The 15803-nt window shown below is 70.9% G+C and carries 10 protein-coding genes; 7 read left to right on the top strand and 3 right to left on the bottom strand.

The features are described 5' to 3' along the window. Nucleotides 1-43: 43 nt before the first annotated feature. On the bottom strand, nt 44-2029 hold the full coding sequence (locus ACWIGU_RS06850; RefSeq protein WP_454398172.1) for an N-acetylmuramoyl-L-alanine amidase: 1986 nt from the start codon (nt 2027-2029) through the stop codon (nt 44-46). A 500-nt stretch (nt 2030-2529) separates the two neighbouring features. After that, nucleotides 2530-3744 carry an ROK family protein gene (locus ACWIGU_RS06845; protein WP_454398170.1) on the bottom strand — a complete coding sequence of 405 codons (1215 nt, stop codon included), beginning with the start codon at nt 3742-3744 and terminating at the stop codon, nt 2530-2532. A 202-nt stretch (nt 3745-3946) separates the two neighbouring features. Between ACWIGU_RS06845 and ACWIGU_RS06840 the strand changes: the two genes are divergently transcribed. From ACWIGU_RS06840 to ACWIGU_RS06815, 6 genes are all read left to right on the top strand, one after another. Next, a complete protein-coding gene (locus tag ACWIGU_RS06840; protein WP_454398622.1) occupies nt 3947-5467 on the top strand; it encodes a sugar ABC transporter ATP-binding protein in 1521 nt (506 codons plus the stop codon). Further along, the gene (locus tag ACWIGU_RS06835; RefSeq protein ID WP_454398168.1) at nt 5464-6465 is read left to right on the top strand and encodes an ABC transporter permease; all 1002 of its coding nucleotides are present in this window, start codon (nt 5464-5466) and stop codon (nt 6463-6465) included. Before ACWIGU_RS06840 ends, ACWIGU_RS06835 begins: the two co-directional genes overlap by 4 nt. Beyond that, nucleotides 6462-7472, top strand: a complete 1011-nt coding sequence (locus ACWIGU_RS06830) for an ABC transporter permease (protein WP_454398166.1) — start codon at nt 6462-6464, stop codon at nt 7470-7472. The genes ACWIGU_RS06835 and ACWIGU_RS06830 overlap by 4 nt, the downstream gene beginning before the upstream one ends. Next, nucleotides 7469-8680: a substrate-binding domain-containing protein gene (locus ACWIGU_RS06825; RefSeq protein WP_454398164.1), complete on the top strand. Its 1212-nt coding sequence runs from the start codon at nt 7469-7471 to the stop codon at nt 8678-8680. The genes ACWIGU_RS06830 and ACWIGU_RS06825 overlap by 4 nt, the downstream gene beginning before the upstream one ends. Then, nucleotides 8677-9552, top strand: a complete 876-nt coding sequence (locus ACWIGU_RS06820; RefSeq protein ID WP_454398162.1) for a sugar phosphate isomerase/epimerase family protein — start codon at nt 8677-8679, stop codon at nt 9550-9552. The genes ACWIGU_RS06825 and ACWIGU_RS06820 overlap by 4 nt, the downstream gene beginning before the upstream one ends. Before the next feature lie 99 nt (nt 9553-9651). After that, nucleotides 9652-12750 (top strand): ThuA domain-containing protein, encoded by a 3099-nt coding sequence (locus tag ACWIGU_RS06815; RefSeq protein ID WP_454398160.1) that lies wholly within the window; start codon nt 9652-9654, stop codon nt 12748-12750. A 71-nt stretch (nt 12751-12821) separates the two neighbouring features. On the opposite strand, the gene ACWIGU_RS06810 is transcribed toward ACWIGU_RS06815, so the two are convergent. Then, nucleotides 12822-14000 carry an aminoglycoside phosphotransferase family protein gene (locus ACWIGU_RS06810; RefSeq protein ID WP_356291031.1) on the bottom strand — a complete coding sequence of 393 codons (1179 nt, stop codon included), beginning with the start codon at nt 13998-14000 and terminating at the stop codon, nt 12822-12824. A 233-nt stretch (nt 14001-14233) separates the two neighbouring features. Between ACWIGU_RS06810 and ACWIGU_RS06805 the strand changes: the two genes are divergently transcribed. Further along, nucleotides 14234-15733: a DNA-binding protein NsdB gene (locus tag ACWIGU_RS06805; RefSeq protein ID WP_454398157.1), complete on the top strand. Its 1500-nt coding sequence runs from the start codon at nt 14234-14236 to the stop codon at nt 15731-15733. Nucleotides 15734-15803: the final 70 nt, after the last annotated feature.

Genomic DNA, 15803 nt, shown 5'->3' with positions numbered 1-15803 from the left:
CCGCCCCCACGGCAGATCCGGACCCGGCCGAGTCATGTGCGCTCTAGGCGCCCGACGGGAGCACCTGCACGTCGGCGGCCCGGACGTACGCCACCCGGTGACCGAACTGGATCTCGTAGTAGACGTCATTGCCGCGCACCACCCGGTGCGACGTCGTGTCGAACGTCGGCGAGAAGAAGTACTCAGCGGTCGTGCTGCCGCCCATGACGTAGCGCTGCCCCGCGAGCAGCTTGTACGGCAACGGGGTGACCGCCTGCGGAGTGATGTCCGCGGGGTACGCCTCCTTCTCGGGGTAGGCGCGCCCGTACACCGGGACGTCGGTGCGGCCGGCCTTCGGGGCGATGACCAGGCCTGCCGCGTTCACGGCCGTGGGCTGCTTCTTCGGGTTCTTGAACCAGGCCTTCTGGCCGAGGTACCAGACCGCGGTCCAGTCGCCCTTACGCTCCGCGACGGCGTACTGCTGGCCGGTCGACAGGCGCGCGCCCGTGTCGTTCACGTCGATCGTGGAGTCCTGGCCGCCGGGGCGCAGCCCGATGTCCTTGATCAGGGGAGCGGTCTCGCTGGGCGCGGTGTACACCCGTACGGCGCCGGAGCCGTGTGCCGCGCAGGTCTCGCCCGCCTTGACGCAGCCCGTGTACACCGGCTTGTTGCCGGCGAAGTCGGGGGCGACGGTGACGAGGCCGCCCTTCGTGCCCGCGGTCGCCTCGAACGGCTTGCCCATCAGCGCGAAGTAGTGGGCCCAGTCCCAGTACGGACCGGGGTCCGTGTGCATCGTCTTGATCCCGGCGGGTGTCGTGCCGGGCACGTTGTCATGCCCCAGGATGTGCTGCCGGTCCAGCGGGATGTCGTACTTCTTCGCCAGGTACTTCACCAGGCGCGACGACGCCCGGTACATCTCCTCCGTGTACCAGGAGTCCGGCTGGGCGAGGAAGCCCTCGTGCTCCAGGCCCAGGGACTTGGCGTTGACGTACCAGTTGCCCGCGTGCCAGCCGACATCCTTGGCCTTGACGTGCTGGGCGATGTGCCCGTCCGTGGACCGCAGCGAGTAGTGCCAGGCCAGATACGTCTTGTCCTGCACCAGCTGAAGCGTCGTGTCCCACGTCGCCTCGGTGTCGTGGATGACGATGTAGTCGATGCTCTGGTCGTTCGGCCGGTCGGCGAGGTCGTGGTTGCCGTAGTCGCCGTCCCCGAACTCCTCGTAGGGCGCCGGGATCCACTCGCACGACACGGTCGCCGGGCACTCGGTGCCGCTCTCGTCGGACTTGCGCAGACCCATGCTCCGTACCTGCGCCGCGTCGGGCTTCAGGCTGCGGTCGGCCGTGAGCTCCACGCGCTGCCCGGCGTCCGTGGTGCGCCGCTCGCCGTCGTGGATCACGGCGAACACGTCGTTCGCGTACGTCGCCGCCGTGGCGGTGTCGTCGGCGCCGGAGAACTTCGCGATCGCGCCGTACCAGTCGGCCGGGTCGGAGCTGAGGGGCTTGCCGAGGGCCTTCTGGGCCGCGGCGAGCAGGGCGGCGCCTCCGCGCACATTGGCCGCGGGGTCGGAGCGCAGCTGCTCGGCGGGGATCCCGCTGAGCTCGGCGGCACGCGGCAACGACTTGAGGCGGGCCGGGAGTTGGGAGTTCTGCGGCACCTTCGCCTTGGGGGTGAGCGCCGCCCGTGACGAGTCGCCGCGCGGATCGCCCTCGGCCTCGCTGTGCGCCGCCACGCCGGCGAGCGCAACGCGGGCGTCCGTGAGGTGCATCGGGCCGTAGCCGCCGGTGACGCTGGGCGCACCGCCGTGCGTGTCCCACCGGGACTGGAGGTAGGAGACGCCGAGCAGGACGCTCTGGGGCACGCGGTACTCGGCCGCCGCGCTCGCGAACGCGTGCTGGAGGCCCGCGTCCGACGTCCCCCGGGCCTCGCCCGGGGGCGCGGCGCCGAGGAGGGGGAGCAGCAGGGCCGCCGTCGCGAGCGTCCCCGCCGCCCGGGCCGCCTGTTGGGTGCGTCTGCGGGCGGCCGGGGAGTGGTCGCTGGTGGTCGAGGGCAAAGCGGCCTCCTGGGAACGGTCCTGGGACAGATGAGCTCGACGGTGTGCGGGGGCGATCGTGGGTCAGTGGTATCGGCTTGCCGACGATCCGTCAATCATGCTCAGGGCAAGGGATTTCCCATGTCAGCGCCCGGTCGGCGGGCTTTCGCCGGGGAGGCCTCACCGCCTGCGGCGCGTCAGTGGAGTGGACCAATGACCGTGCGGAAAGAGTGGGGGCGCCGTCTCGGCATACGGGAGGCCGCCGCGCGCTCACCCGCGCACTCCACCTGATCGGGGGGACCGGCCACGCGGGTGTTCCCCCACAGCCGGACACCCTTAGGGCCTGTCTTCACATTCCCGCCTGCCCCGCGGCGTCCGGCACGCACTCCCCCAAGCTCTCGGCTTCGCTCGAGCAGAGGGGACCCCCATCGCGTCGACGCCCTCCTCCGCCTTGCAGCCGCACGCACCAGACGCCGCGGGGCCCGCCCTCCGGGCGGACGACGGGAATGTGAAGACACCCCCTAGCGCGGCGACGTGCCCCCGAGGGCCCGGTCCACCTGCTCCGGCGAGAGGGCGTGCTCGATCGCCAGGATGGCCGCGCCGACCACGGCCGCGTCGGCTCCGGTGCGGCTCGGCTCGATGCGCAGGACATGAGTGGCCAGCGGGTGGGAGCGGCGGTACACCGCCTCCCGTACGCCCGCGAGGAGTTGGTCGTGGACGGCGGCCAGCGCGCCGCCGACCACCACCGTGTCCGGGTTGAAGAAGTTCACCAGCCCCGCGAGGACCTCGCCGACCGCACGCCCCGCCTCGCGCACCATCCGTACGGCGTCACGGTTGCCGGACTTCACCAGGCGCACGACATCGCGGCTCGACGCGGCGTCCAGCCCCAGGTCCGACAGCTCGCGGGCCAGCGCCGCGCCGCCCGCGACCGCCTCCAGGCACCCCGAGTTCCCGCACCGGCACGGCGCCGTCTCCTGACGGCTGTCGCCCACCCGGATGTGCCCGATGTCGCCCGCGCTGCCCTGCGCGCCCCGGTGCAGCCGGCCGTCCGCGACGATGCCGCAGCCGATGCCCGTACCGACCTTGATGTAGAGGAGATAGCGGGTGCCCGGAAACGCCCGGCGCTGTTCGGCCAGCGCCATCACGTTCACGTCGTTGTCGACGAGGGCCCGCACGCCGAAGCGGTCGGCGAAGAACTCCGGGATCGGGTACTGGTGCCAGCCGGGCATGATGGGCGGATCCACGGGCCGGCCGGTGGTGAACTCGACAGGGCCCGGCACACCCACGCCGATCGACTGGAGTGAGGCCGGGTCGAGTCCCGCCTCGTCGAGGAGCGCGTGGAGCGTCCGCTCGACGTGGCCGAGAACCGACGCAGGACCGTCGGCGATCGACAACTGGTCCTCACGCAGGGCGAGTTGATCCCCACCGATGTCGAGCAGCGCGACCCGGCAGTGCGAGGCGCCCAGGTCGACGCCCGCCACCACGTGCTCGCGGGTGCGCAGATGGAGGCGGCGCGGGGGCCGGCCCCCCGTCGAGTCCCCGGCCTCCGCCCCGCCCTCGGTGAGGAAGCCGTGCGCGATGAGCGCGTCGACGCGCTGCGACACCGTCGACCGCGCGAGGCCGGTGATCCGGGCGATGTCCGCGCGGGTCGCGGCGGCCCCCGTACGCAGCAGGGCGAGGACCTCGCCGGGCGACGACGGCGGCGCGGAACTGGGGTGATCCGGCGCTCCAGGCATGGCAGTCACGATAGGGACGAGTTCCGCTGCTCACAAGCCCGATGGTGTTCGGCAACCGACCTAAGTACCTGTCAATTTCCTTTGTACGGACCATGGTTGAGCCCTTGACAGGTCAAAGAAGGGTCAGCACATTGCAATGCAGACCGCTGCGGAAGACTGCCGAAGAGGCCGGAAAGGCTGAACGATGCAGGCGACACAGACGATGTTGGCGATGCACGGCGTGTCCAAGAGCTTTCTCGGTGTACGGGTGCTGCACGGGGTCTCCCTCGACCTCGCCGCAGGCGAGGTGCACGCGCTCGTCGGAGAGAACGGTGCGGGAAAGTCCACCCTGATGAAGGTCCTCGCGGGCGAGCACGTCCCCGACGAGGGCACCATCACCCTGGACGGCGCCGAGCAGTCCTTCACCCATCCCGCGCAGGCCCAGGCCGCCGGAATCGGCATCATCCACCAGGAGTTCGCGCTCCTGCCCCACCGCACCGTCGCCGAGAACGTGTTCCTCGGCCGCGAACCGACCCGGCGCGGACTCGTCGACCGCCGCGCCATGGAGGCGCGCACCGCCGAACTCCTCGCCGAACTCGGCGAGTCGGGCATCACCCCGCGCACCTACGTCCGCGATCTGCCGATCGCACGCCAGCAGACCGTCGAGATCGTCAAGGCGCTCGCCTCCGACGACGCGCCCGCCCGCGTCCTCGTCATGGACGAGCCGACCGCCCCGCTCGCCGACCAAGAGGCGGCCCAACTCCACGCTCTCGTACGCCGACTGGCGGCTCGCGGCCTCGGCATCCTCTACATCTCGCACCGCCTGCGCGAGGTCTTCGACCTCTCACAGCGCATCACCGTCCTCAAGGACGGCCGGCACGTCACGACCGTACGCACCGAGGACACCGACATCGACCAGGTCGTCCGCGCCATGGTCGGCCGGGAGCTCAGCGCCTACTACCCGCCGCGCGCCCGCCCCGGCGAGGCCGGTGACGTCCGGCTGACCGTGCGCGGTGGAGGCAACGCACGCCTGCACGACATCGACCTGACGCTGCGCTCGGGAGAGGTCACCGGCATCGCGGGCCTCCAGGGATCAGGACGTACGTCCCTGGCCCGTGCCCTGTTCGGGGCCGCGCCCTTCACCACCGGCGCCATGACCGTCGGCGGGCGCGACCTGCGCCCCACGAGCCCGCGTCAGGCCATCCGCGCGGGGATCGCCCTGGTCACCGAGGACCGCAAGGCCGAGGGCCTCGCCCTGCGTCAGTCCGTGCGCGACAACGCGCTCCTCGTCACCCGGGCCGTCCCCGCGCGCGGCCGGCCACCCGCGGCCCGCGACCTCACCGCCCTTCTGGAGCGGGTCCGGCTGCACGCGCGCGGCGAGGACCAGCAGGCCCAGTTCCTCTCCGGCGGCAACCAGCAGAAGGTCGTCATCGCGAAGTGGCTCGCGGCCCGCCCGCAGATCCTGCTCTTCGACGAGCCGACCCGGGGCGTCGACGTCGGCGCCAAGGCCGCCATTCACACCCTTGCCCGCGACCTCGCCCGCGAGGGCATCGCCGTCCTGATCGTCTCCTCCGAACTCCCCGAGCTCATCGGCATGAGCGACCGCGTCCTCGTCATGGCGGAGGGGCGCCTGGCCGGTGAACTCCCCGCCGGCGCAAGCGAGGAGGACGTCATGCGCCTGGCCACACGCGGCGGCCTGGCAGTGCGCCCGCCCGCCCCCGCCTCACCGGAAGGAAGCGCATGACCGGGACCGCCGTCGCCCCGCCGACCGTCGCGAAGTCCGCCGCGCCGCGCGGAATCCGCCTCGCCGACCCCGCCGTCGGCGTCTGGCTGGCCGCCGTGGCCGTCACCGCCGCCGGGTGGATCGTGGTGGCCGCGCGCGGCGGGGACTTCCTCACCCTCGCCAACGTCGTCGGCATCCTCCAGAACTGCGTGGCACTCGGACTCGTCGCCGTCGGGCAGACCGCCGTGATCCTCACCGGCTCCCTCGACCTGTCCGTGGCGTACCTCATCAGCCTCGGCACGCTCGTCGCCGCCACCACGATGGAGGACGGCAGCGTCGTCACGGCCGTCGTCGCCGTGCTCGCGCTCTCCGCGGCCGTCGGCCTCGCCAACGGCCTCGTCGTCACCGGCCTCAAGGTCAACGCGTTCATCGCGACGCTGGGCACGGCTTTCATCCTGCGCGGCTGGATCGAGGACAACTACACGGGCCCTGCCGGCAAGGTCCCCGCGTCCTTCCAGCACCTCGGCTATGACCGCATGGGGCCTGTCCCCGTCTCCCTGTTCCTGCTCGCCGCGGTCGCCGCCGCCCTGTGGCTCGTCACCCGTCGCACCCGATTCGGCCACCACCTGTACGCGACCGGCGGCGACGAGCACGCGGCCCGTCTCTCCGGCGTCCGCACCCGGCGCACCGTCGTCGCCGCCCACGTCCTGTGCTCGCTGTGCGTGGGAGCCGCCGCGCTCTTCCTCGCCGCGCGGCTCGGCGCGGGCGCCCCTTGGGCCGGCACCGAGGCCCGCTACGACCTCGAGTCGATCGCCGCCGTCGTCCTCGGCGGCACCGCGCTCGCGGGCGGCCGCGGGGGAGTGGCGGGCACGCTCGGCGGCGTCCTGGTCCTCGCCGTGCTCGACTCCGTCTTCAACCAGCTGGGCGTCGACCCGTTCTTCAAGAACGTCGTACGCGGCGTCGTGATCATCGCCGCCGTCGCCCTCTACGCCCGGCGCGGCACACGGAGGCCCGCATGACCACCGCGAACCCGACGGCCGGCCCCTACAAACGAGTTGTCCGCTCCCTGGGCGCCGGCGCCCCCGTCTACGTCCTCCTCGCCGTGCTCCTCGTGGCCCTGGCCGCCACCGACCCCGGCTTCTACGAACCCGACCGCTTCCTCGCCTTCGTCAAACGCGCGGCGCCGCTGGTCATCCTGGCGGCGGGCCAGTATCTGGTCATCGTCTGCGGGGAGTTCGACCTCTCCGTGGGGGCCGTCGTCACCGCCGGTGTCGTCGTCGCGGCGGAGCTCTACGGCTCGTACCCGGGCGCCTCCTGGATCGTGGTGACGGGCGGGCTGCTGCTCGCCGGAGCGCTGACCGGTCTCGTCAGCGGGCTGATCACGACGAAACTGCGCGTGCCGTCGTTCATCACCACGCTCGGCATGATGCTGATCCTCGAAGGCGCCGTCTTCTTCTGGACCGGGGGCTCCCCGCACGGATCGCTCCCGGAGGAGTTCCGCCGGCTCGGCCGCGGCACGGCGGGCGGCTGGCTGCCCTGGGCGGTCCTCGCCTGCCTCGTCGCGGGCGCCGCCGCAGTGCTCCTCATGCGCTCGGACTTCGGCCGCACGCTGATCGCGACCGGCGACAGCGAGCGCACCGCCGCCCTCGCGGGCGTCCGCGTGCACCGGGTCCGCATCATCGCGTTCGTCCTGTCGGGCGTCGCGGCCGCGCTCGCCGCCGTCCTCGTCGGCGGATTCTCCGGAGTGTCCGCGCAAGCGGGCCGCGGCTACGAGTTCGAGGCCATCACGGCCGTCGTGCTCGGCGGTGTCGCACTCGGCGGGGGCCGCGGCAGCGTCGTCGCCGCGATGGCCGGGGCCTTCTCGCTCCAGGCCCTGTTCACGCTGCTCAATCTGCAGGGCGTCTCGGGCGCCCTCGAATCCACGGTCCAAGGCATCATCGTCATCGCCGCCGTAGGTCTCGGAGCCGCCGACTTCTCCCGCCTGCGCCGCCGTCGTACTCACCCCTCGGGAGGGACCCCCTCATGACCCGCAGACGTCCACTCGCCGTCGCCGCCGCACTTGCGGCCGCTGCCGCCCTGCTCACCTCGTGCTCCAGCGACATGCCGGCCGACTCCGCGGCGGGCACGGCGTCGGAAAGTGCCGCGAAGGGGGGCGCCGACAAGCCGTCGAAGTTCTTCCAACAGGCCGAGTACGAAAGGCAGTTGGCGCTCGCTGCAGTCACGCCCGAGGGGCCCGCCGACAAGCCCTGGGAGCAGATGCTCGAACCCGAGATGACGGAGACGGCCCAGTACAAGAAGAAGGGCTCCGGCGGCACCCACCTCTGCTTCTCCAACGCCGGCGTCTTCAACCCCTGGCGCCAGGTCGGCCTCAAGGACATGAAGGCCGAGGTGAAACTCCACAAGGAGATCACCGCCTTCACCGTCCTCGACGCCCAGGGCAAGGACGACAAGCAGATCTCAGACATCCAGGAACTCGCCGGGAACAAGAGCTGCGACGCCCTGATCGTGTCCCCGAACACCACCGCGACGCTCACCCCGGCCGTGAAGGAGGCCTGCGGCAAGCTGCCCGTCATCGTCTTCGACCGGGGTGTCGAGACGGACTGCGCCGTCACCTTCATCAACCCCATCGGCGGCTACGGCTACGGAGCCGTCGCCGCGGACTTCCTCGTCGGCAAGGTCAAGCCCAAGGGCAAGATCCTCGCCCTGCGCATCTCACCCGGAGTCGACGTCCTGGAGACCCGCTGGTCCGCCGCGAAGCTCGCCTTCGATAAGAGTCAACTCGACGTGGTGGACGTCAAGTTCACCGATGGCGATCCCGCCAAGACGAAGTCGATCGTGGCGGACGCGATCTCCCGGCACGGCTCGGTCGACGGCGTCTGGATGGACTCGGGCGCCACCTCCGTGGCCGCCGTCGAGGCGTTCGAGGACGCCGGGGTGGACGTCCCGCCCATCACCGGCGAGGACCAGCAGGACTTCCTCCAGGCCTGGAAGGACAAGAAGCTCACCGCGATCGCGCCCACGTATCCCACCTTCCAGTGGCGTACGCCGGTCATCGCCGCCCTGCGCGTGCTCGACGGCAAGCAGGTCCCCAAGGAGTGGAAGCTGCCACAGCCCACCGTCACCCAGGACAACCTCGACGAGTACCTCCAGGAGGGCATGCCGCCTCTGCACTACGCCATGTGCGGCTGCCAGGACCTGCCCGGCTACCCGAAGGACTGGGGAGGCAAGAAGTGACCGCGCCCGCCTGGGAGTTGGGCGCCAACCCCTGGATCTGGCACTCGCCGGTCACCGGCAGCGCCCTCGCCGACACGCTGCCCCGCCTCGCCGCCTGGGGGTTCGACTGCGTGGAACTCCCCATGGAGAGCGTGGGCGACTGGGACCCGGTCGATGCGGCGAAGCTCCTCGACGCGACCGGTCTCGCCCCCGCAGCCGTGATCGCCGTCATGCCGCACGGCCGCGACCTGGTCGACACGGACGCCGCCACGGTGCGCACCACCCAGGACTACGTGCGCCACTGCCTGGACGCCGCCCACGCGATCGGGGCGCCCGTCGTCGCAGGACCCCTGTACGCCTCCGTCGGCCGGACCTGGCGCCTGGACCGCGCCGCACGCGAGGCCGCGTACGACGAACTGCGCACGCACCTCACCCCCCTCGTCGCGCACGCCCGCGCAGCCGGGGTGCGCCTCGCGGTGGAACCCCTCAACCGCTACGAGACCAGCCTGCTCAACACCGTCGCCCAGACCCTGGACGCCCTCGAAGGGCTGCCGCACGACGGGATCGGCGTCGCGCTCGACACCTACCACCAGAACATCGAGGAACACTCGCTCCCCGCCGCCGTCCGCGCGGCCGGGGACCGTATCGCGCACGTTCAGGTCTGCGCGAACGACCGCGGCACACCCGGGGCCGACCACCTCGACTGGACCGGCTTCCTCGACGCGCTGCGCGAGAGCGGCTACCGAGGTCCGCTGTGCATCGAGTCGTTCACCGCGCACAACGACGCGATCGCCGTCGCCGCCTCCGTGTGGCGCCCGCTCGCCGACAGCCAGGACGCCCTGGCCACGGACGGTCTGCGCTTCCTGCGCGCCGCGACCGGCCGAACCCGCTGAACCTCTGAGTTTCTCCGAATTCCGGCACCCCGCAAGTCCGTCCACTGTTTCCACGGAAAGGACCCTCTCATGGGATGTCATGCTCGTGACATCGGAGGCATGCGAAGAGCTGCCCTCGCGTTACTGACCGCACTGCTGCTCGCCGTCGGCTTCCTCCCCACCGGCGCCACGGCCGCGGGCAAGGCCCCCGCCTTCCGCGCGCTGCTCTTCACCAAGGCCGTCGGCTACGTCCACGGCTCCATCCCGGACGGCATCAAGATGGTCGAGGAGGAGGCCGCGGCGAACAACTTCGAGGTCGTCCAGACCGCCGACTCCACCGTCTTCGACGACGCGAAGCTCAAGGACTTCGACGTCATCATCATGCTGCAGAACTCCGGCATGGTCTGGGACACCGACGGCCAGCGCGAGGCCCTGCAGAAGTACGTCCGCGGCGGCAAGGGCGTCGTCGCCATCCACAACACCCTCGACATGGGCGTCGAGGAGCAGTTCCCCTGGTGGGACGAGACCATCAACGGCGGCGCCCACATGCCCGCCCACTCACCCGGCGTGCTCCAGGGCACGGCCAAGGTCGCCGACCGCGTGCACCCCTCCACCAAGGGACTTCCCGAGCGCTGGGAGCGCCCCGAGGAGTGGTACAACTTCGACAAGAACCCCCGCGGCGACGTGCACGTCCTCGTCACCGCCGACGAGACCACGTACAACCCGGGCGGCTCCGCGATGGGCGCCGACCACCCCATCTCCTGGTGCCGCAACGCCGAGGGCGGCAAGGTCTGGGCGACCGCCATGGGCCACGACAGCGCCTCCTACGGTGAACCCGCCTTCCGCGCCCATGTGCTCGGCGGCATCCAGTGGGCCGCCGGCAACAAGCCCGGCGACTGCGGCGGCACCGTCTGGTCCGGCTACGAGAAGACCGCACTCGACGACAACACCGCCGACCCGATGGAACTCGACGTCGCCAAGGACGGCAAGGTCTTCTACATCCAGCGCAGTGGCGAGGTGAAGGTCTACGACCCCGCCACCCACGCCACCGCGACCGCGGGCAAGCTCGACGTCTACACCGGCGGCGAGGACGGCCTCGTCGGCATGGAGCTCGACCCGTCGTTCAAGGACAACCACTGGATCTATCTGTACTACGCGCCGAAGGACGCCGAGGACGACGTCAACCGGCTCTCCCGCTTCACGGTCAAGGCCGACAACACCCTTGACCTGGGCAGTGAGAAGAAGCTCCTCGACGTCCCCGCCTACCGCGACCGCAGCTTCCCCGAGCCCGGACACACGGGTGGCGCCGTCGAGTTCGGCCCGGACCGCACCCTCTACCTCGGTGTCGGCGACGACACCCCGCCCAACCTCGACCCCGACTGGCAGGGCTACGCGCCGATCGACTGGCGTCCCGGCAAGCAGATGCTGGACGCCGCCCGCACCGCCGGCAACACCAACGACCTGCGCGGCAAGATCCTGCGCATCAAGCCCACCGACGCGGGCGGCTACACCATCCCCAAGGGCAACCTCTTCGCGAAGGGCACCGCGAAGACCCGTCCCGAGATCTACGCGATGGGCTTCCGCAACCCGTTCCGCTTCAACGTCGACCCCAAGAACGGCGCCGTCCACGTCTCCGACTACGGCCCCGACCGCGGCGGCCCGACGACCGACCGCGGCCCCGAGGGCCTCGTCGAGTACAACGTCATCAAGAAGCCCGGCAACTACGGCTGGCCCTTCTGCCACGGCAACAACCAGCCGTACGCCCCCTACAACCCGGACACCAAGGAGGCCGGCGCCAAGTTCGACTGCGACAAGCCGGTCAACCCCTCGCCGAACAACACGGGCCTCACGGACCTGCCGCCCGTCCAGCAGCCGGTGATCTGGTACGGCTACGGCAAGTCGAAAGAGTTCCCGGAGATGGGTGAGGGCGGCTCCGCGCCCATGAGCGGGCCCGTCTACCACTACGACGCGAAGAACCCGTCGAAGACCAAGTTCCCGGCCTACTTCGAGGGCGCGAGCTTCTTCTACGAGTGGGCCCGTGACCAGGTCAAGGAGATCCGCTTCGACCAGGAAGGCAAGCTCCTCAAGATCAACGACTTCCTGAAGACCGCGAAGTTCGCCAAGCCGATGGACATGACCTTCGGTCCCGACGGCTCGCTCTACGTCCTCGAATGGGGCAGCCAGTTCGGCGGCGGCAACAACGACTCCGGGCTCTACCGGATCGACTACGCGCAGGGACAGCGCGTACCGGTCGCCGAGGCGAAGGCCTCCGTCACCAACGGCCCCACTCCGCTCGAAGTCTCCTTCTCCAGCGAGGGAAGCAAGGACCCCGACGGCGACCCGCTCACCTACGCCTGGGACTTCGACGGCGACGGCACCTACGACTCCACCGAGGCGAGCCCGAGCCACACCTACACGGCGAAGGGTGATTTCAACGCCCAGCTGAAGGTCACCGACTCCACCGGCAAGTCCGGCTACGCCAACGTCCCCGTCACCGCGGGCAACACCGCGCCCAAGGTGAAGATCGAGTTCCCCGTCGACGGCAAGCTCATCGACTTCGGCGACAAGATCCCGTACAAGGTGACCGTCACCGACCCGGAGGACGGCACGGTCGACTGCTCCAAGGTGACCGTCAACCCGGCCCTCGGCCACGACGACCACGAGCACCCCACCACCGACATACCCGGCTGCGAAGGCACCGTCGACACCGGTGACCTGGGCGGCCACCCCGAGGGCGCGGACCTCACCTACGTACTCAACGCCAAGTACACCGACAAGGGAGGCGACGGCGTCAGTGCCCTGACCGGCTACGGGCGGTCCGTGCTCCAGCCCAGGCACAAGCAGGCGGAGTACTACGACGGCCAGTCCGGCACGCGCGTCGTCGCACAGGAGGGCGCCGAGAACGGCAAGCGCATCGGCGACGTCAGCGACGGCGACTGGGTCGCCTTCGACCCGATGAGCGTCGAAGGCGTCGGACAGGTGAGCTACAAACTGTCATCGCCGTACGGCGTCGGCTCCATCGAGCTGCGTGCGGACGCCCCCGACGGCAAGCTCCTGGCCACCACACCCGTCCCGAACACCGGCGGCTGGGACAACTACGAGGCCACACCCGCCGTCCCGGTCGACGCGCTGACCGGAACGCACAAGCTGTACCTCGTGTTCAAGTCCCCGCAGAACAACTCGTTCGACGTGGACGCCGTGCAGTTCAGTAACCCGTAGCCCCTGGGGACAGGGGCACACGAGAATCCGCGGTGCGCCGCTGTCCTGGCGCACCGCGGATTCCTGTCCCCTCAGCGAGTGCCGACCGCCGCACGCACGGCCCTGCGGGCCAGCTGGCAGTCGTCGTGCAGCCGCCTCAGCAGCAGCCGCTGTTCCTCGCCGGACGGCGCAGCACCGTGCGGGGCCGTACCCGATGCCGCCGGGGTCGAGTCGTGCATCGAACGCTGCACGGCCGTCTCGTACGTCCGGATCTCCCGCGTCAGTACGAGCATCAGGTTCACCAGGAACGCGTCCCGCGCCGCGGGCCCGCCGGACTGCGCGAGCTGGCTGATCTGGCGGCGCGCCACCGGCGCGTCACCGAGCACCGACCACAGCGTCGCCAGGTCGTACCCCGGCAGGTACCACCCCGCGTGCTCCCAGTCCACGAGCACGGGGCCCGCCGGGGACAGCAGGATGTTCGACAGCAGTGCGTCACCGTGACAGAACTGGCCCATGCCCTGGCGGCCCGACGAGTGCGCGATGCCGTGCAGCAGCTTCTGCAGATCGCCCATGTCCCGGTCGGTGAGCAGCCCGAGATCGTGGTAGCGGGAGATCCGGTCCGCGTAGTCGAGCGGCGCGTTGAACGTGCCGGCCGGCGGACGCCAGAGGTTGAGCCGGCAGATCGCGCTGAGCGCGGCCCGCACGTCCGCCCGGGGCGGTGCCTCGGCCGGGTGCCGCTGCAGGGCGGCGACCCGGCCGGGCATCCGCTCGATCACCAGCGTGCAGTTGTCGGGGTCCGCGGCGATGAGCCGCGGCACCCGGACCGGTGGCCGGTGCCGGACGAACGAGCGGTATGCCGCTATCTCATGGCGGATCCGCTCGGCCCAGACAGGGGACTGGTCCACTAAACACTTGGCGACGGCGGTGCTGCGCCCTGTGGTGCCGACGAGCAGCACGGACCGTCCACTGCGGCGCAGCACCTGCACCGGATTGAACTCCGGGCAGATCCGGTGCACCGAGGCGATCGCCGTGCGCAGCTGAGCGCCCTGGGGACCGGACAAGTCGAGTCTCCCGCTGAGCGGTTGGGTGCCGACCCCCGGGACGCGCCTTGTCCGACCGGAGCCGAGCGCTGCGGCCGCAGGTCGCGCGGGGTCGAGATACGGGCCGCTGCCCGCCGGTGGGGCCTCACCTGCGCGGCCGTTGCCGCGGGCCGGGGGCCGGGCGTAGAGCGGCCGGGGCGGGGCGGACACGGAGGACGATGCTGCGTACATGGGCGAACAGATCCCTTCGTGTGCCTGCGAGTTGCCTGCGCCACCCGCCCCGGGCAACCGTGGTGCACCCTGGGGAGTGAGCCGCGGCAACCGGGTCGGGGTGGCGCATTCCTACCTGACACCCGGTGCCCACTGGCACACCATCTGGCGCACCCTGGCGAACCCTGGCGAATAGTCGCTCTGCAACTGACAGAGGGTTACTGTCAACTCAGCCGAGAACCTGGGGGCTTGACGTGAACGGACAACCCAACACCCGCCTGAACGACCTGTTCGGCCTCGCCGGCTGGTCCAAGGGGGAGCTCGCGAGGCTGGTCAACCGGCAGGCGGCGGCCATGGGCCACCCCCAGCTGGCGACCGACACCTCACGGGTGCGGCGTTGGATCGACATGGGAGAGATCCCGCGCGATCCGGTGCCACGGGTGCTGGCGGCGCTGTTCACCGAGCGGCTCGGCCGTGTCGTGACCATCGAGGACCTCGGTCTGGTCCGGCACGGGCGCACCGGGAAACGGCAGGACGACGGGGCTGTGCAACACCCCGACGGAATGCCATGGGCGCCCGAGCGGACTGCTGCGGTCCTCACCGAATTCACGGGAATGGACCTCATGCTCAACCGACGCGGCTTGGTGGGCGCGGGTGCCGCGCTCGCCACAGGATCTGTACTCAGCGGCGCCATGCATGACTGGCTGCACACCGATCCGGCCCTCGCGGCCGACGCCCCACGTTTCGAAGACCCCCTGCACGCCGACCCCGCTGGGTTCGACCGCTATGAGGCCGCCCCCATCGGGTCGCAGGAGATCGAGGAACTGGAGCGCTCCGTCGAGGTGTTCCGGGCCTGGGACGCGGCCCGCGGTGGCGGCCTGCAACGCAAGGCGGTGGTGGGCCAGCTCAATGAAGTGGGCGGCATGCTCAGCTACCGGCACCCCGACCATCTCCAGCGGCGCCTGTGGGGCGTCGCCGCCAACCTGGCCGTCCTCGCGGGCTGGATGTCGCACGACGTCGGCCTCGAACCCACGGCCCAGAAGTACTTCGTCATCGCCGCCCACGCGGCGCGGGAGGGCGGCGACCGGCCGCGCGCCGGGGAGGCCCTGTCCAGGGCGGCCCGTCAGATGGTGCACCTCGGCCGGCCCGACGACGCACTCGACCTCATGAAGCTCGCCAAGTCCGGATCCGGCGACCAGACCCTGCCGCGTACCCGGGCGATGCTCTACACCATCGAGGCCTGGGCACAGGCGTCGATGGGCAAGGGCCAGGCCATGCGGCGCACCCTCGGCCAGGCGGAGGACCTCTTCGTCTCCGACAAGGGCGACGTCCCGCCGCCCAGCTGGATGCAGATGTTCGACGAGGCGGACCTGCACGGGATGCAGGCCCTGGCGTACCGCACCCTCGCCGACCACGAGCCGGCCGCGGCGAGCACGGCGCAGCGCCACGCCAAGGAAGCCATCGAACTGCGGGCGAACGGGCGGCAGCGTTCGCAGATCTTCGACTACATCTCGCTCGCGTCGGCCCTGTTCATCGCCGACGACCCGGAGCAGGCCGACCGGTACGCGCGCCTGGCGCTGGTGTCGATGGGGGCCAACTCCTCGCATCGCACCTGGGACCGGCTCCGCGAGATGTACCGGCTCACCGGGCAGTACGCGGGCTACCCGAAGATCGTGGACCTGCGTGAGGAGATCAAGCTCGCGCTGCCGAAGACCCCCGGAAAGCCCACGGGAGGCAAGCGCGCCCAGGCGTGACCCTCGGGGGCACGTGGCCCGAATCCAACAAGTACCCGAATTCGACAAGTAGCTGTCTGCAACCAGCTGT

It is taken from the genome of Streptomyces sp. NPDC055400, assembly GCF_053644375.1.
This window is presented reverse-complemented; position numbering and strand designations above follow the sequence as displayed.